This window comes from Spirochaetota bacterium, from assembly GCA_034190085.1.
Taxonomy (GTDB): domain Bacteria; phylum Spirochaetota; class UBA4802; order UBA4802; family JAFGDQ01; genus JAXHTS01.
The window spans coordinates 34,689-51,950 of the sequence record JAXHTS010000068.1; the positions used below are offsets into that span (position 1 = coordinate 34,689).

At 35.5% G+C, this 17,262-nt stretch carries 15 protein-coding genes and 1 tRNA gene; 14 read left to right on the forward strand and 2 right to left on the reverse strand.

What is annotated here, in order from left to right:
* Positions 1-121 precede the first annotated feature (121 nt).
* The 9 genes from SVZ03_13395 to SVZ03_13435 all read left to right on the forward strand — a co-directional run bounded on the left by SVZ03_13395 (position 122) and on the right by SVZ03_13435 (position 10,055).
* Positions 122-1,171 carry a hypothetical protein gene (locus SVZ03_13395; GenBank protein MDY6935203.1) on the forward strand — a complete coding sequence of 350 codons (1,050 nt, stop codon included), beginning with the start codon at positions 122-124 and terminating at the stop codon, positions 1,169-1,171.
* Positions 1,172-1,599: 428 nt separating this feature from the next.
* On the forward strand, positions 1,600-2,151 hold the full coding sequence (locus SVZ03_13400) for a DUF4178 domain-containing protein (protein ID MDY6935204.1): 552 nt from the start codon (positions 1,600-1,602) through the stop codon (positions 2,149-2,151).
* 25 nt (positions 2,152-2,176) lie between these two features.
* Positions 2,177-2,890: a hypothetical protein gene (locus SVZ03_13405; GenBank protein MDY6935205.1), complete on the forward strand. Its 714-nt coding sequence runs from the start codon at positions 2,177-2,179 to the stop codon at positions 2,888-2,890.
* A gap of 98 nt (positions 2,891-2,988) precedes the next feature.
* Positions 2,989-3,834 carry a DUF350 domain-containing protein gene (locus SVZ03_13410; protein MDY6935206.1) on the forward strand — a complete coding sequence of 282 codons (846 nt, stop codon included), beginning with the start codon at positions 2,989-2,991 and terminating at the stop codon, positions 3,832-3,834.
* 52 nt (positions 3,835-3,886) lie between these two features.
* The gene (locus SVZ03_13415; protein ID MDY6935207.1) at positions 3,887-5,461 is read left to right on the forward strand and encodes a polyamine aminopropyltransferase; all 1,575 of its coding nucleotides are present in this window, start codon (positions 3,887-3,889) and stop codon (positions 5,459-5,461) included.
* A gap of 13 nt (positions 5,462-5,474) precedes the next feature.
* Complete coding sequence (locus SVZ03_13420) at positions 5,475-6,494, forward strand: ion channel (GenBank protein ID MDY6935208.1); 1,020 nt, start codon at positions 5,475-5,477, stop codon at positions 6,492-6,494.
* A gap of 177 nt (positions 6,495-6,671) precedes the next feature.
* Complete coding sequence (locus SVZ03_13425) at positions 6,672-7,067, forward strand: molecular chaperone Tir (protein MDY6935209.1); 396 nt, start codon at positions 6,672-6,674, stop codon at positions 7,065-7,067.
* Between the two features lie 19 nt (positions 7,068-7,086).
* Positions 7,087-7,797, forward strand: coding sequence for a PspA/IM30 family protein (locus tag SVZ03_13430; protein MDY6935210.1), 711 nt, complete (start codon positions 7,087-7,089; stop codon positions 7,795-7,797).
* Between the two features lie 1,031 nt (positions 7,798-8,828).
* Positions 8,829-10,055 (forward strand): DUF1015 family protein, encoded by a 1,227-nt coding sequence (locus SVZ03_13435; GenBank protein MDY6935211.1) that lies wholly within the window; start codon positions 8,829-8,831, stop codon positions 10,053-10,055.
* A gap of 159 nt (positions 10,056-10,214) precedes the next feature.
* On the opposite strand, the gene SVZ03_13440 is transcribed toward SVZ03_13435, so the two are convergent.
* A tRNA-Ala gene (locus SVZ03_13440) sits at positions 10,215-10,287 on the reverse strand.
* 327 nt (positions 10,288-10,614) lie between these two features.
* On the opposite strand from SVZ03_13440, the gene SVZ03_13445 reads away from it, so the two are divergent.
* The 5 genes from SVZ03_13445 (at position 10,615) to SVZ03_13465 (ending at position 16,564) form a co-directional block, all read left to right on the forward strand.
* On the forward strand, positions 10,615-10,944 hold the full coding sequence (locus SVZ03_13445; protein ID MDY6935212.1) for a hypothetical protein: 330 nt from the start codon (positions 10,615-10,617) through the stop codon (positions 10,942-10,944).
* A 39-nt stretch (positions 10,945-10,983) separates the two neighbouring features.
* Complete coding sequence (locus tag SVZ03_13450) at positions 10,984-12,339, forward strand: tetratricopeptide repeat protein (protein ID MDY6935213.1); 1,356 nt, start codon at positions 10,984-10,986, stop codon at positions 12,337-12,339.
* Positions 12,339-14,153 (forward strand): cyclic nucleotide-binding and patatin-like phospholipase domain-containing protein, encoded by a 1,815-nt coding sequence (locus SVZ03_13455; protein ID MDY6935214.1) that lies wholly within the window; start codon positions 12,339-12,341, stop codon positions 14,151-14,153. The genes SVZ03_13450 and SVZ03_13455 overlap by 1 nt, the downstream gene beginning before the upstream one ends.
* Positions 14,154-14,599: 446 nt before the next feature.
* On the forward strand, positions 14,600-15,817 hold the full coding sequence (locus SVZ03_13460; protein ID MDY6935215.1) for a cyclic nucleotide-binding domain-containing protein: 1,218 nt from the start codon (positions 14,600-14,602) through the stop codon (positions 15,815-15,817).
* A gap of 294 nt (positions 15,818-16,111) precedes the next feature.
* Complete coding sequence (locus SVZ03_13465) at positions 16,112-16,564, forward strand: universal stress protein (protein ID MDY6935216.1); 453 nt, start codon at positions 16,112-16,114, stop codon at positions 16,562-16,564.
* Between the two features lie 123 nt (positions 16,565-16,687).
* On the opposite strand, the gene SVZ03_13470 is transcribed toward SVZ03_13465, so the two are convergent.
* Positions 16,688-17,212, reverse strand: coding sequence for a hypothetical protein (locus tag SVZ03_13470; protein ID MDY6935217.1), 525 nt, complete (start codon positions 17,210-17,212; stop codon positions 16,688-16,690).
* Positions 17,213-17,262: the final 50 nt, after the last annotated feature.

A 17,262-nucleotide genomic window follows, 5' to 3' on the forward strand; every position in this document is an offset into this window, starting at 1 on the left:
ATAAGCATTATAGCTTTTAATGAATAATTGCATCAAAATAAAGAAGACTTGACTATCCAGACAAAAAAGATATTATCGACTACAAAGGAATATTATTTTATTTTAACAAGAAGGCAGGAGTATGCTAAACATAGAGAGGCTCACGAGTATAAGCTGTAAGGCTACAGGCATAGGTAGTGTGCCCCATACAGATGTTGATGTAATATGCGACATGATTTTAGATAAGTGCGGGGATCTCCCTTATTGGCCTCAGTTGGCCAATATAGATTTACGGGAGGAGATGATGATTCAGTATAGTGAAAACCTCCCCTGCATAAGGTTTTCCTTAGGTGATAAGGATGTTCATCTCGACTCCTCATCAGATAGGGAAGAGGGGTTAGTTGAGTTTTATGAACATTATATTAATAGTGATTATGATTATTTTAAGATTAGTCGAGACTATGCCAGAGGATTTTATACTCTGCTTGAAAAATCAGAAAAGAGGGATAACCCCTTTATCAAGGGGCAGATTGTAGGTCCAGTTACATATCTTTATTCAATTCTGGGAGAAGATGGAAAACCCCTCATTCATGATGACTCGATGTCAGATGCCATTATTCGGGGTTTGGCCATGAAGGCAGTGTGGCAGGCTAAGGAGATCAGAAAGATCAACAAGGAACCAGTCATTTTTTTTGATGAGCCATCCTTAGCTGGTTTTGGCTCTGCATTCATGTCCCTTGAAAGGGATAAGGTTATGGCTATATTTGAAAAACTTATTGATACAATAAGGGAGCATGAGGAAATATTGATCGGCACTCACTGTTGTGGCAACTCGGATTGGGATATGATACTAGGGACAGGTATTGATATCATAAGTTTCGATTCCTATGCCTTTTCAAAGTACTTTGTGCTCTATCCAGATATTATCGGTAAATATTTGGAACGGGGTGGCATCGTTGCCTGGGGCGCAGTTCCTACAGTAGAATACAATGATGATGTTACTATAGATGACCTAATCAAGAGGTTAGATGATGCGCTCGATATATTAGTAAGCAAAGGGATTGAGAGGGAGTTGCTATTCCGCAATTCATTAATCACCCCTGCCTGTGGAATTGGATTATTAACTGAAAAGGCTGCAAATGAGGTTATTGGTTTGACCTCAGCTATTGCAGAACATATGCGCCAGCATTAATGCAGGATTCTCTTTTTAAATGCATTTGGGAATAATATAGAGAATACCCCTTATCTGCTTCTTTTAGAGATGGTAATAGAAAAAAGAATCTTTTTCATAATATCCCATAATCACTATTGTATATAGCCATATTCATCCCTATTACCATAAGGCAATCCCCGAGAAAAGGAGATTCTGAGAATTAAACTGAATTCAAGTATCATCCGGTCATTTTATCTTGACTTTTATGGTTTTATTTTTTACTTTGTTTCCAACTATGTAATATAGGTGTATCTGGCATTGGTACATTATTGTTTATCGAAATAAGTGTCAGTGAAATTATATTGTAACATTATTGTTGGTTTCAAGGATATAGTTAAGAGTAAAGGGTAGAAAGTAGTTGTTAATTAGCGCCCGTGATTCGTATATAGTAATTAGGGATAGGTATCATGACAATAAAGGACATGTTTAAGAAAAAGAAGGATGAATTTGACCCGATAAAGGATTTAATCCTATCCAAACTCTGCGTGGGGTATTTAGTTGATTATGATTTGAAGACCTGGAGGGTGACAGAATATAATCATTACGACTTTGGGGAGGGATATGAGGCTGACGAGTGGGAGTTGATTTCAGGACGTGAGAGATGGTATCTTGAGCGGTCTGAAGATGATAATGTGGAGTGGACATTCTCGCAAAAGATTCCTATTGGAGCTGTTGAGGGTAATATTAGACACTATATAATGCAAAATGATGATCCTCCAGAAAGAGTAATATGCCAGGAGAGACATTATACTATGGATGAATCAGGCACAGGCTTAATGTATGAGAATAACGAGCCCCCGCCAAAGGAGTTTATCTATTGGGATTATATTGATGAGAAGGATGAACACTTCTTGACTATTGAGCAGTGGGGAGAGACAGAATTTGAGGCTGCAATAGGTTATTATGTCGAAGAGTATCAATTTACCAATATCCTGCCCGGGGATCCTGAAGAAGAATAAATCAGTTTATTTTGGAGATTTTATCGTGAAAAAAATGGTAATATTTATTATCTTTATTCTAACTGCTCTCTCCTGTTCAACATCCTCCCCGATTGATCGCATGAAGCATGATTTGAATAGATACTCAGAATATACAATTATGTTGCAGGATATGAAGAAGGACGGCAATTTCTTCCCAAGTTATTACCATCGATACAAAATTGTATATGCTGATGATACTGGGACAGAAGAGGACCCTGTATACCAGAGTGAGATTACAGATTGGCATAAGGTCGATAAGAGGACCTTTTATGATTATTCCAATTTCTTAGGCATGGTTGTAGCCTCAAAAACCCGGGACGGGGGCATTTCAGATTCTCAACATCCGCCAGGTTATCAATATGTGGGGAATCCGAGGTATGGACAATGGAGAAACGATTCACGCGGTGGCTCATTCTGGGAATTTTACGGAAAGTATGCCATGTTGAGCACTGTCTTGGGGATGTTTCGTCGCCCAATATATCGGGGTGATTGGGATAATTACCGCAGATACAGTTCATCGGGGAGACCCTACTATGGCCAGAACAGAGAGTATGGCACCAACGGTTCATATACTAAACAGACCAATAGGTCATTTTTCCAACGTCGAAGAGAGAGAGACCTTGCAAGAAGAACCCGTTTTTCTGATCGGGTTGGGAGTCGAGTGCGGCGCAGCAATATGAGCGGGTTTAGAAGACGCAGCTTTGGATTCGGTAAGTAAAACCAGTAGTAGTTGATCAATCTTCAGTCCACAGATGTGCATATCAATTTGTATTAGCGTAGCTTATTATCTAGAATAAAATGTTTTAAGGAGCAATCATGCTATTTGATCAAATTATAACCGCGCTTATATATCTCGTTGCTGTTTTAGCAATATTATTTCTTGGCAAATGGGTGTATGATAAACTAAATCCAAGATTTAATCTTAAGGTAGAGCTTGTAAAAAATGACAATTTTGCTCTTGCCCTTGCCGTTGTTGGATATTTTCTGGGACTAGTCTTATCCATAGGTGGGATATTGGATGGACCATCATCAGGTTGGGCTGAGGATGTAATTGATATATTCTTTTATGGCATAATCTCAATAGTTCTTCTGAATATCTCCATTATTATAAATGATAAAATAATACTATATCAATTCGACAATATAAAGGAAATTATTCAAGATAAGAACGCAGGCACAGGTATTGTGGAAGCGGCCAATCATATTGCAATGGGGCTTGTTATGTATGGTGCTGTCTCTGGTGAGGGGGGAGACCTGATTACACTGACAGTCTTCTGGATTGCTGGGCAAATTGTTCTTATTTTAGCAGGGCTTATTTATAACTGGATCATCCCTTATGATATGCATGAACAGATAGAGAAGGACAACGCTGCTGTGGGGGTTGCCTTTGCCGGTTTAATTATAGCAATCGGGAATATTATTCGTATAGGTCTTAGCGGAGACTTTATCTCCTGGCAGGAGAACTTTTACACATTTGGGAGTTTCGTTATTTTTGGATTAATTTTGCTCCCCATCATCAGGTTTGTAGCAGATAAAATACTTCTTCCAGGGGAACATCTAACAGATGAACTTATTAATCAGGAGAATCCAAATATCGGTGCAGCCGCAATTGAGGCATTCTCATATATAGGAGCATCATTTCTGATCGGATGGGTTTTATAATTAGCGAAAAAGGTGAAGAGTGAGAGTCAACTCCTCTGTTAGGACTTCAAAATTGAATAATGAAGCAGACTCACAGGGTGAAAAAATTCGTGTTGGCCTCAGTTTCGTGTTAAAGGCTTGCATCTTCACAACAGGTTTGGCCGGTATTGTTGCCGAATATGTTATGGCAACCATGGCCAGTTATCTCTTGGGGAATGCTGTTTTACAATGGGCGCTTACTATTTCGTTAATGCTCTTTGCTATGGGTATTGGTAGTTGGCTTAGCAGATATATTCAACCTCCCCTTCTAGATTCCTTTATTGCAGTAGAGTTTATACTCTCCTTATTATGCTCAATTAGCGCTGTTTTTGTATATTTCTTCTCTGTTCATATCCAGAATATTGCTTCAATTATTTACTTGATAGCAATTGGGATCGGCATATTGATTGGTTTAGAAATCCCCCTCGTCACTCGCCTTAATAATTATTTTGAAGAATTACGCATTAACATCAGTTCAGTGATGGAGAAGGATTATTATGGCGCCTTATTTGGCGGGCTCTTGTTTATTTTTCTTGCCTTGCCTTATTTGGGTTTGACTTACACACCACTGGTGTTAGGATCAGCCAACTTCTTAGTCGCTTTTACATTATTTATTGTAAATCATAAAGCGCTACAATTCAAAAGAGGATTAACTGCCCTATCCATAGCCATACCATCAGTTATAATACTCCTCTTTTTCTTCGCAGAGCCGATTATCCTCTATGGCGAACAGAGCAAATATGTTGATCGCATTATATATGCTGAGCAGACTCGGTATCAGAGGATTGTTCTTACTCAGTGGAAGGATTATAATTGGTTGTATCTGGATGGGAATGAACAGTTCAGCAGTTATGATGAGGAGAGATATCATGAGCCACTTGTACACCCTGCTATGAATCTATGCGTTTCTCGCAGGAATGTTCTTATATTGGGCGGCGGTGATGGCTTGGCTGCACGAGAGGTTTTGAAATATCCGGATGTGAAGAAGCTGGTTCTAGTGGACATAGATCCTGCCATGACGAGGCTTGCCATGGAAAATCCGATATTACTGCGGCTAAACAGGAATTCCCTCAAAGATAAAAGGGTCAGTATATTAAACGAAGATGCCTACATCTTTTTAAAGAGAATTGATTCCCTTTTTGGAGTGATTATTATCGATTTTCCTGATCCTAAGAGCGTAACAACCGCGAGGCTTTATTCACGGCAATTCTATCACCTTGCATCTCGACATCTAATAAGGGGGGGAGTGATGGTGACGCAGGCCACAAGTCCGTTTTTTGCCAAACGTGTATTCCTTTCAATTTTAAAGACCATGCGATCGGCTGGTATTTCTGCAATAGCCTATCATAATCATATACCAACATTAGGCGAATGGGGTTGGGTGTTAGGATTTAATGTTACAGGAATATCTTCTAGCCAGTTAAAAAAGATGCTCGGAGGTATAGAATTCCCTGAAATCGATACAAATTTTTTGAATAGGGAAGCGATGTTGAGTATGCTGAATTTCGGAAAGGGTATGCTGGATGAGCTTGACGAAGTAGAAATCAATGACGAGATGGATCTCTCCATTTATCACTATTATCAAAAGGGTTCCTGGGATATATATTAGTATTCAATAGAAAATGAATTGGCTTCGACAAATATTACTATTCATGCGAAGGGAGAAGCTGCATAGGTTAGCTGTGTATATTATCCTAATTATTACAGCTAGTACCCTAATTTTACCCCTATTTGAATCTGATGTTTCCTTGACAAATGCGCTCTGGTGGAGCATCGTTACGTTGACTACTGTTGGTTACGGGGATATCGCGCCTGCGACACTGGGTGGAAGAATTATTGGAATATTTATTATGTTCTTCGGTATTGGCATACTTGGAATGTTTACTGCTACCGTTGCCAGTATTTTTATTGAGAGAAAACAGAAAGAAGAGAGGGGTATGAATTCGTATAAATTCGAAAATCATATTATTATTTGTGAATGGAATCATAGGGCGAGTGATATTTTATTAGAACTGCGTAAGGCCTACCGGATTGGGAATGCGCCTATAGTATTGATTGATGATATACAGATGAAACCCGTTGATGATGAGAACCTTTTCTTTATTCAGGGGGATGTGAGTGATAATAACTTAAGAAGAGCAAATCTTGAAAAAGCAAGCACAGTTATTATTTTGGGGGATGATAAGCTGGACGCAAGCGCAAGGGATGCCAGGGTAGTGCTTACGACCCTCACGGTTGAGAGTATAAATCCAAATGCATACACTATTGTTGAGCTTGTGGATATTATAAATGTGCCGCACTGTGAGCGCGCAAATGCCAATGAAATAATTGTAGGGAGCGATTTTAGCAGCAAGCTCATATCCCGAGCCGCTGTGGATCATGGAATTTCAAAGGTATTATCTGAGTTGTTAACTTCTCGAATGGGCAATGATCTCTTTAAAATACCTGTCCCAAAATCTCTGGAGGGACTTACTTTTATTGATGTCTTTACTGAGATGAAGCGCGTTAATAATAGCATTGTTTTAGGAATACAGAAGGGAAGCGATGGCATTGTTAAATCGAATCCGCCTGTGGACTTTCTAGTTGAAAGTGGGGATTCCTTGATATTGATCAAGGAGGGTAAACCCTCTTCTCAATTATAAAAATGAGGAAAATTATTGGCTTCCAGTGCCAGTTCCCACGTGGGTAGTTATCAATTTTACTCCCTTTGAAAAATCAATCTGAGATATTATGAAGAAGTTGACAAAAGAGATTAACTATGCTTACCTTCCTGAACAGAGACTATAAGATTAGGAAATAAGCATGAGGAGGAATAAATTATGTCCGAGAATCTTAATAAGGTTAAGAATTATCTTCTCGATTTGGAATTAAAAATAATCGATGAGAATGAACCTGAAGAATTGGTGGTAGTTGAGGATGAAGAGAATGGAATAAAAAATCTGGTTATTGACTGTGAATCACCAATTGTTATACTTGAGCAATTGATCATGGAGGTTCCAAAGAATACGGAGGAATTTTTCAAGCGGTTATTGCAGCTAAATCGAACCCTGGTTCATGGGGCCTTTGTCCTTGATCAAGAATGTAGATATGTATTCTTCAGGGATACGCTTCAACTGGAAAATCTGGATCTTAATGAGCTTGAGGGATCTATAGGGGCTTTAACTCTTGCATTGGCAGAGAATGGAGCTGAATTATTAGAATATTCAAAAAGGTAATATATTTAAGGAGGCAAGAATGGCAGGTATATTTCGAAGAATGTTTAAGGTGGGAGAAGCGGAAGCGCATGCTGTTATTGATAAATTGGAGGATCCGATAAAGATGACTGAGCAAGGAATTCGTGATCTTAAGAAGGATTTGCAGTCAGCAATGAAAAGCCTGGCTGAGGTTAAAGCTACTGCAATTCGACTGAAAAAGGATGGCGAGGATCAGAAGAAGCTGGCTTCAGATTATGAAAGGAAGGCAATGTTACTTCTTCAAAAAATGCAGAATGGAGAATTGGATCAGAATGAGGCTGAAAGATTGGCCACAGAAGCCCTTTCCAAGAAGGATGAGGCATTGACAAATTCCGAAAGACTTCTAACAGAACATAAGCAAATACAGCAGACAGCGGACCAATTACAGGTGAAGGTTGGAAAATTAAAGCAATCCATAACCGGATACGAGAATAATCTGGTTACTCTAAAGGCACGAGCGCGTACTGCGTCCTCAATGCGTAAGATAAATCAACAGATGTCTAAGGTGGATTCATCTGGCACGATTGTTATGTTGGAAAAGATGAAGAATAAAGTAGAGGAAGAGGAATCGCTAGCCGAGGCCTATAAGGATATTGCTGATGCAAGTCTTGGTATTGACGAGGAGATCAATAAGGCGATAGAAACATCTTCTTCTGCAAAGGCTACCCATTCTCTGTCAGAATTAAAAAAGAAAATGGGAATAGAAGGGTAGTTGATTTTTCTGTAGCACAATCACCCATCAGTATATCTGATGGGTGAAATTACATCTATCTTCTCGAATTTGTTTATCCCTACCCTTTCAAATTATACTTATAGATAAATTTTAATACAATTATTTCTTATGAATGATGTATTCCCCTATGCATTTTGCACGGAAGAATGCAAAACTATAAACTCTGAAGAATCATTCTCTCATTGATTTTTACTATTATAATATTCCTCCACCCATCCCCTTCTTGAGCAAGCCTCAAATGTATCGGTATATGACATGAGATATCAGAAGGTATGACTGAACATCTATGACTCTTCTATAGAATACTCATTTAATCCAATAAAATATAATAATCTTGTATATTATCCGCACGATCCAGATGGATCGAATTTATCTTAATATTGACTCTCTTCCTACCGAGAATGATAGTATAGAAAAAATATAGGTTCAGTTCTCTAACAACAGCTCAGGATTGTAATGGATAATAAAATAGTAGATTTGCTTACTTATAAGATAGAAAAATCTCTTAAAAAAAATGGTTATACAGTCAAGAAGGATAAGAAAAAAAATGTAAAACTTCTTATTAAAATAAGCAAGAAGTAAACATTTTAGTCTTCAGAAAATTGTAGAATTATATTCTACATTATTATACCCTATTATACCATTTCCAATTTACATAGAATTATTGATTTATTTACATAAATATCATTTTGATATCCATATTGCAGAATAATTGATAAAAATTATTATCATTTATGCTTATTCATCCCTGCCCTAGCCTACTATGCAGTTGTAAGATACAAAACTTGGATTTTTACTTAGCAATGAGTGGGATATCTTAATAGTAAATTAAGCTGCTAAAACCTGAATGGTACTATTTAAAAGTAAAAGAATATAAAAAATCGGTTGCCTTCTTTATTATAAATTATCTAATATCTATATGTAATAGAAATATCTGTATATTATTTTACATGCAGAAAGATGTTATTTGATTTAAGGATTCTATCAATTTATAAGATTATTGAGGTAGTATGGCAAAAATTAGTGAGTTCAAGGGATTAAGACCTAGAAAAGATTCAGCGCATTTAATAGCTGAGCTTCCATATGATGTTGTTGATTCAAAGGAGGCCAGAGCCATTGCTCAAAAGAATGAGTTCAGTTTCTATCATGTTTTGAAACCTGAGGTCGGTTTAAATGAAGATATTAATATTTATGACGACATTGTATATGAGACGGGCAGAAAGAGATTAAGGAGGTTTATTGATGAGGGTATATTTAGATCAGATGATACTCCAAGGCTATACCTCTATTCCATGATAGATGAAGGGAGGATTCAAACCGGTCTTGTAGCCTGTGTCCATATAAGTGATTATATAAATAATGTGATAAAGAAGCATGAATTAACAATAGAAGAGAAAGAAAGGGACAGGATGAGGCATATTGATAACCTAAATGCTAATACCGGGCTGGTTTTCCTTTTCTATAGGGAGGATGATAAACTAAAGGGATTATTTGAGAGAGCCATTCAGGCATCTCCTGAGTATGATTTCACAACGAATGATGGGATAAGACACATTTTTCGAATAATATCCGATGAAAAATTGATATCTGCCTTTAAAGAATGCTTTAAAGATAAAGCTCTATTTATAGCTGATGGCCATCATCGAGCGGCATCAGCTGTAGGTGTGGGATTGAAGAGGAAGGAAGAGAACCCTAATCATATAGGAGATGAAGGATATAATTGGTTCCTATCTGTCATTTTCCCTCATGACCAGTTAAAAATAATGGCATATAATAGGGTTGTGAGAGATTTAAATGGCTATTCAATAACAGCTTTTCTGAATATATTAAGGGAGAGATTTGATGTAACCAAATTAGATGAACATATTCTTGAGTGTAGGCATAGGTTTTGCATGTACCTCGATGGGGACTGGTATAAACTAATTTCTGATAATAAAGACTTTGAGAATAGTATCGAAAGTACTGATACAAAAATTTTACATGATACAATCCTTGACCCAATTTTAGGGATAAAAAAGCCAAGGGAAGATAAGAGATTAGATTTTGTTGGTGGTATAAAAGGAGTTAATGAACTTCAAAGACTTGTTGATTGTGGTGAATATCAAGTGGCCTTCTCTCTATATCCAATCTCGATAGAAGAGATAATAAGGATTTCTGAAATGGGCGGGGTATTGCCCCCTAAATCTACATGGTTTGAGCCAAAGCTTAGAAGCGGTTTGGTAATTCATCTATTATAGATGTAGAGATGATGTATGTTAATGATGTGGATAATTTAATATACATTAAGTTTATATCTTCTGTTATCCTCTTAAGAAGCATATTCATCACTAATATTAGATCTGTCAGGAAGATACTACCTCAATCAAATATGGTTCTTTGATACCTATGCTATTACTTGGAGACGAGGGGAGTCGAACCCCCGACCTCTTGAATGCCATTCAAGTGCTCTCCCAACTGAGCTACATCCCCACTTATCTTTGTAGATAATTCATAAATATTTAACTAAGTATGTCAATTCAATTTTTATATAGATGAAAAAAGCTCAATAAAGTAAGAAAATTATTTGCACTTACTTAGCACAAGGGATATATATATTATAAGTAACCTTAAATTGAATGAAGGATGAGTAATTTGTTTAAGAAAGTATAGATAAATGGATTCAAGTGCTTAGGAATTTTGAAAATTACATGGAGCGTGTTTTCGAGATTAACCTTAATCTATCGTTATAATCGTGTCTTATTGAAATGAGGGTAACCAAGGGATGGTTTTTATGAAATTTAAGAAGGGGTTAGATCGATGATTGATGAAATGAATGAAAAAATAAGAAAATTAGAAATGGAAAACAAGGCATTGAGAGAAGAATTGGAACACTATAGAAAGATGGTTAGTGGATATGAGAATGTACTTAAACTGAATGAGAGAGAACTCAAGAATGCAGAAGATATAATCAAGATGTTTGAAAATGTAATCGAATTTGCTGGAAAGGAACGGAAATCAACAATGGAAATATCCGAGGCTCGTGAGAATGTTTCACAACTTAGTAGGATGGAATTGATGAGTGCTCTTGAAAAGATCAAGGAGCTAGAGGTTAGGAGTAGAAATAATAACCAAGAATCCAATCATTGATTATTTAGTTGAAATAAATGTGAGCAAAAGGGGATATTGATGATAACTACATATGGGATAATATTTGTTTTTGCTGTTTTATTAATTATATTCGGACTATATATTTTAAATGTTTATGTTATCCCCCGTAAAATCGACGAGATTGCGCAAATGATTGAGTCAGGGCAAACAAAGCTTGCCATAAAAAAATTGAATGAGATGTTAGAAAAGGATGAAAGAAATTCTTATGCGCATTATCTATTGGCTGAGGCCTATATGAAGGATAAAAATATTCAATATGCAATCCCTGAATACAGGCAGGTTTTAAAGCTTGGCAAGTATGATGATAAGTTAAAGGAAGTTAATGTCAGATCCAAATTAGCAAAAATATATAAAGATCGAAATGCTTTTGATGAGGCAAAAAAAGAATTTTTAATTCTTACCAAGCTCGATCCCGATAATTATGAGAATTATTTTGAACTGGGATTGATTTTTCATAATGAAGGGAAGATCGATAAATCAATATCCTTCTTTAGGAAAAGCATTTCGCTGAATAAAGAACACGCTCAATCATATTTTTATTTAGGTCAGTGTCACTACAGAAAAGAGGGTTATCAAGATGCTAAGCAGATGTTTGTTCAGGCTATTAAGTTAGATCATGCTATTTATAAGGCTCATTATTTTTTGGGGCTCGTGCTGCGAGCCTTGGGTGATTATGAGTGGGCTATAAAAGAATTTGAAATTGCAGAAAAGGATAATGATATAAAAGTAAGGTGTTTTCTGGCAAAGGGGATGTGTTATCTGGATAGAGATCAATTCCCTAAAGCAATAATGGAGTTTGGAAGGGGATTAAAATATTCAAGAAGGGGTAGTGATACAGAATTGAATCTACTGTATTTTATGGGTAATGCTCATGAGAAGATGAGGGATCTTCATTCTGCAATCGCCTGCTGGGAAAGGATTGTGGAGGTGAAAAAGAACTTTAGAGATGTTCAGGATAAATTACAAAAATATGCAGAATTTAGACAGGATGATCGAATAAAGGATTTTATGATAGCTGGTTTATCACAATTTGAACACAGTTGCAGGAAGATCGTTGAGTCTATGGGATATATACCCCTGGATATCAATATCGAGGATTTAGAGATTGAGGTTCTTGCTACTGAGATGGATGGGAAGTGGAGGAATATACGAAAAACAAATAAGATAATCAAGATATTACGCAACACCGATATTGTAAGTGACAGATTCCTCAGAAAGCTATATGAGTCTATGAAGCCCAAGAATGCGACAAGGGTAATAGTAATCTCTGCGGGTGATTTTTCTCAAACGGCATTAGATTTTGCAAACACAAGGCCAATTGATCTTTTTGGGAAGAAGGAACTCGTCGATCTTCTTAAGAAGATTTATCAATAATGAATATTCTTCATCAAATCCTACAAGATTTTCCTCTTTTCCGTCATTGTAAAGATAGAGAAATTGAACATTTATGCAACATTGGAAAAATTGAAATCCTTAAGAAGGGTCAAAGGCTTGATTTAAAAGGAGTGAATTCCCTTTGCTTTGTTATTGATGGCTTGCTTGAAATTGAGAAATCTGCCAAAAGGGATGTGTTTTTTTTAATTCCTGGATCCTTTTTTGGTGATATCCCCTTTTCTACGAGTAAGTACAAGGGATATGTAAAAGCTCTCAATGATTCAACACTTGCCCTATTAAATACTGAGGAGATATATAAATTTTTCCTTGTGAATTATAGGGGATTTAGAGGCTACATTAAGGCTATTGAACGAATGGGATTTCAGATAACTGAAGCTGGAATGAGCAATATTGGATGCAACAACAGGATTGTAACCGTTTATAGTCCATTTCGTGATTGTGGCAAATCCATCATTTCGTCTTTTTTGGGTCTGTCTTTATCTAAATATGGAAAGACCATAATATTAGATAGCTCCTTCAGTGGAGTATCAATCTTTTCTATCTTTGAGAAAGCGGTTACCCTGCCATTTTCTCAAAAACTTACTCAACAGGCTTCCAGAGAACAATCTATTATTGATGAAATATTAGAAATAAGTGAGAATTTGGCCCTATTTAATATTTCCTTTGATTCAAAAGTTAAAGTGAATACAGATATCATTTCTCCAATATTATTATTACTCTCTAAGAAATATAAATATATTATTATCGATCTTTCTGATGATGATCATGACCTTCGAGACAGAATATTCGATATCACAGATATAATATTTGCCATTATAAAACGGATAAAGGACAGGGAGGAACTGTATGATTTGGTTGATTCAAAATTATTGGAGGGACAGAGAGTATATTATACCCTGAATAGATACTATGCCAAAGATGTTGGGAGTTTTGAAGGAGGCTATATATTTGAGGATATAGGGTGTAAGAAAGGAGATAATACAGTTTCTAATATAGGCAGATTAGTCTTGGACGATGTTCATCATGAGCTAATTCAACTTATTATCTCTAAGAGGAGAGGTCTGGTTCTTGAGACTAATCTGGTTGATTCTGTTTTGTTCACTGGCCTTTTCAGCGCTTTATATAAACATGAATCTAACATCGATCTTCTATATTCCTCATCGTGGGGATTTTTTGTTATCTCTCTATTCTTGCTTGGTTCAGATATCTCTCAGTTTAAGAAAAATGTTTTGAAATTTTTTTCCGAAGAGAGGATTAACAGTTTTTTGGATATATCTTTCCCTGATGAATATATATTTAAAAATAATAAGATAATCAGGTTCGTTAATGAAATTGCTGGGAATAATCGCCTTGAGGTTTTCAGGACTCTTCCAGTTGTAATGTTGACTGAAGAGGGAAATTATAACAAAAGGGTATTCAGCACAGGTCTGTTTAGGGAATTGTTATCAGCTTCATTTTTATTATATCCAATTTTTGAGCCCTTGAAAATTGCTGGCAGATATTACAATTCAGGATACCCTATTAAGTATGTTAAGGTTGAGGATTTATTCAGGATGGATGTTGATGAAATAATTTATGCCTCTGCCAACATATCAGATAGTCTTAAGTTTGGGGAAACCAGGATATTACCATTTTATAAGAAGTATATTGATCATATTTATAATAGAAGGAATTCATGTAAAATTAGCCATGTGGCTGATAAAAAAATCTGTCTTGAAATGGATGAGAAGGACTATAACCTAAAAGAGATAATCGCCAAATCTGAAGAGATCGCTTATGGATTGCTTGAGTAGGAGTTCATGCCTTTTGTCTCTAGTTATGATCAACTTATTAAATTGTATCCTTTTACATTTATTATAATATGCTTGAATCCTTTTTAAAGACAACATTTGTCAGTCAATGCAGAATATGAAACATCATTAGATGTTTCATATTGGCAGCGTTATATGATATAGCATTCCCCACTCATGCCTATTACAGATAGAATTTTTATGGACAAAGCTTTAAAGGTGTGTTATTATTCAATGTGTTGAAGTGATTTGATTTAAATTACTGAAACCTGGTATTCTTGTCTACTTATCAATCCTACAATATTTATTCAATTTTTTCAGAATTTTTAAGTAATCTTTTTTTAATATGAGATTATGATTATTATTTCAATAATAGTGTTGAATCATTGATCTTCAGGAAATCAGGAAAATATCTAATAATAGTAAATACAATAGGTACAAAACAGTTTATGGAAAATGAGATAAAAACCATACACCATTCTCCTGGAACAGTTATAATGGTAGAAAATTCTATAAACGAGGGATATTTCTATATTCTAAAGTCTGGAAGTGTTGATGTTCAATATGATATACCTTTTAATGATAAAATCCTAAATAAATTGAATACCGGGGATACTTTTGGATTGGTTTCAGGATTAACTAATAACCCAGTACATTATACACTAATAGCTGAAGCTGATTGTGAAGTTATCCGCATTCCAATCGAATTACTCGGGGATTATTTACAGAATAACAAGGAAATCTGTCTAAAAATAGTATCCTTATACTCGAATCAACTGAGAGCCCTAAATAATTATCTTATTACAAAGCATCCAAGTCATCAGGAAATAGAAAAACCTCATTTATTGCTAAATACTGCAGAGGGTTATAAAAAATTAAATCAATACGACATCGCTGCTCATTGTCTTCTTAAGTATATTCAATGGGCAAAGAGAAATCAACCTCAACTAAATAGCATTGCACATGCAGAAAAATTATTGGCGGAAATTGCGCCAGATTTCAAGATGCCTGAATACAAATCAAATACTTTATTATTGCAGAAAGGGGTTGTCGTTTTTGTTGAAAATGAACCGGCTGATTATTTTTATTTCATCCAAAAGGGCGCGATTAAGATTTCTAAATTAGTCAATAATCAGGAATTTATATTATCCATTCTTCGGGAGGGTGAGATTTTTGGGGAGATGGCAGTATTAAATAAAAAAGTCAGAAATGCTTCTGCTATAGTATTTGAGAATGTTAAAATTATGCGTCTCCCTGTGGAAACCTTCATGGATGAAGTCGGAGATAAGATACTAACGAAGATGTTTGAGACCTTTGCCAGAAGAATCTGGTATGCTCATCAGCGAGTAACCTTGCTAGAAATGAGTAATCCTAACGCTATGCTCTATGGATATATACAAATTTTAATTTCTGATATTAATGCCAAGAATAAGCATCATGCAAGAACACAGAATGAATATATCTTTAATTTTTCTTTAATGGATTTAAAGAGAATGATAGGGATGGAAGAGGCAAGAGATGATAGCATACATGAGTTTTTATCCGATGAGAACATTGACATCTCAAATCATTCTATTCGTATTTATGACAAAAGGAAAATAGATGATAAGGTAGCCATTTATAAAAGTAGAGAGAGGAAAAAGAAAATTATTGATATTCACATTTAATTGAATTATTATATCATTAACTCACCCTTCAAAAAAGATGAAAGGATTTATCAAAATTAATTGTATCTAACCATTATCGATGCAAGAGGTCTAGCAGATATTGCTTTACACCCAGTTTATCGATAAATTTGAAAAAATCGGCATCATTAAATAATATTATTGACTTTTGTTTGTGTATATATAGGATAACCTGATTTTCAATGGTATATATTTTTTTGATTGTTATAGTAATATAACTGTAAATAAATAACAAATTATTGAATATTTTTGTTATTCAACAAGGAGGATCGATTTATGTTTAAAAAAGTTCTATATCCAACGGATTTTTCGGCAAATTCTGAAAAGGTAATGCCCTATGTTAAGGAGTTGAAGAATTCTGGAACTGATGAGATAATTCTCTTACATATAATTGATACTAGAAATGAGGACTTTATTAAAAAGGGGAGTTGGGCAAGTCAGACAATCCAAAATGAACTTATGAAGGATTATCATAATAACATGATAAAGGAGGCTGAAAAGAAGATCGAACCTATTAAAAAGGAACTCGACGCTAGTTTTAAAGTAAAGACCATTATTACAAGCGGAATACCATTTCAGAAGATAATAGATACTGCAGAAGAAGAGAATGTATCAGTTATCGCCATGGGTTCACATGGAATCAGCAATATTGCAGAGATGGTATTGGGATCTGTGACTGAGTTAGTTTTTCGTAAAACCTGTAAACCTATACTTGTAATAAAGAGATAATTATTGCTGCAGCAAAGACAACAACAGAATGATGGAGGGGGGGCAATAAAAAAGAATTCTGAAGGATAATTTACAATAAGGCTACATAATCAATTGATAGAAAGGGATTTTATGAATGTTATGTTATCTATTTTTGTTTTTTATAGTATAGTGCTTACTACGTGGGATTCTTTCTATTTTCAGGTCTGAAAGCATATGCTTTAACTTCTCAGGTGATACATGAGCGTTCCCCCTTCCCCATTTAACATGAATCCATTGAAATGGCGTATTGAGAAGTCTTTTATCACCCATATACCAACCTTTTAATAGATCACTTTCCCTTATTGAATTTTTCGACCAATTATTAGTGGGAATTTCACTTTCTGATTTTTTTTGAGGGAAATAACCGTCCCTCCCCCAGAGATTGGTTCGCTGATAAAATTTGTAAACTCTATCCCCACAGATGACATAAGTGAAAACATCAGGTAGTTCCCAACCATTGATAATCAAATGGCCATGCCTTGTTTCTGATCTTGAACCCTTGCGCGTATATGTAATAGTATGTTCTATAGCGACATTAGGTCCCTGCTCTTTGCAGCAGGCATCCCTATTCTGCGATGATGTGCATGAAAGAAATGATAACGCTAAGATGATAGCTATTATTCTCATATGTAATTCTCTGTTTATTAAATTATGTAGAGGTTGTGTATATTTTATTC

Coding starts and splice junctions, on each gene's coding strand:
- SVZ03_13455 (MDY6935214.1), top strand. CDS start 12,339: ATGAATATTCTTCATCAAATCCTACAAGATTTTCCTCTTTTCCGTCAT.
- SVZ03_13450 (MDY6935213.1), top strand. CDS start 10,984: ATGATAACTACATATGGGATAATATTTGTTTTTGCTGTTTTATTAATT.
- SVZ03_13445 (MDY6935212.1), top strand. CDS start 10,615: ATGATTGATGAAATGAATGAAAAAATAAGAAAATTAGAAATGGAAAAC.
- SVZ03_13470 (MDY6935217.1), bottom strand. CDS start 17,212: ATGAGAATAATAGCTATCATCTTAGCGTTATCATTTCTTTCATGCACA.
- SVZ03_13410 (MDY6935206.1), top strand. CDS start 2,989: ATGCTATTTGATCAAATTATAACCGCGCTTATATATCTCGTTGCTGTT.
- SVZ03_13400 (MDY6935204.1), top strand. CDS start 1,600: ATGACAATAAAGGACATGTTTAAGAAAAAGAAGGATGAATTTGACCCG.
- SVZ03_13430 (MDY6935210.1), top strand. CDS start 7,087: ATGGCAGGTATATTTCGAAGAATGTTTAAGGTGGGAGAAGCGGAAGCG.
- SVZ03_13460 (MDY6935215.1), top strand. CDS start 14,600: ATGGAAAATGAGATAAAAACCATACACCATTCTCCTGGAACAGTTATA.
- SVZ03_13435 (MDY6935211.1), top strand. CDS start 8,829: ATGGCAAAAATTAGTGAGTTCAAGGGATTAAGACCTAGAAAAGATTCA.
- SVZ03_13425 (MDY6935209.1), top strand. CDS start 6,672: ATGTCCGAGAATCTTAATAAGGTTAAGAATTATCTTCTCGATTTGGAA.
- SVZ03_13395 (MDY6935203.1), top strand. CDS start 122: ATGCTAAACATAGAGAGGCTCACGAGTATAAGCTGTAAGGCTACAGGC.
- SVZ03_13420 (MDY6935208.1), top strand. CDS start 5,475: ATGAATTGGCTTCGACAAATATTACTATTCATGCGAAGGGAGAAGCTG.
- SVZ03_13465 (MDY6935216.1), top strand. CDS start 16,112: ATGTTTAAAAAAGTTCTATATCCAACGGATTTTTCGGCAAATTCTGAA.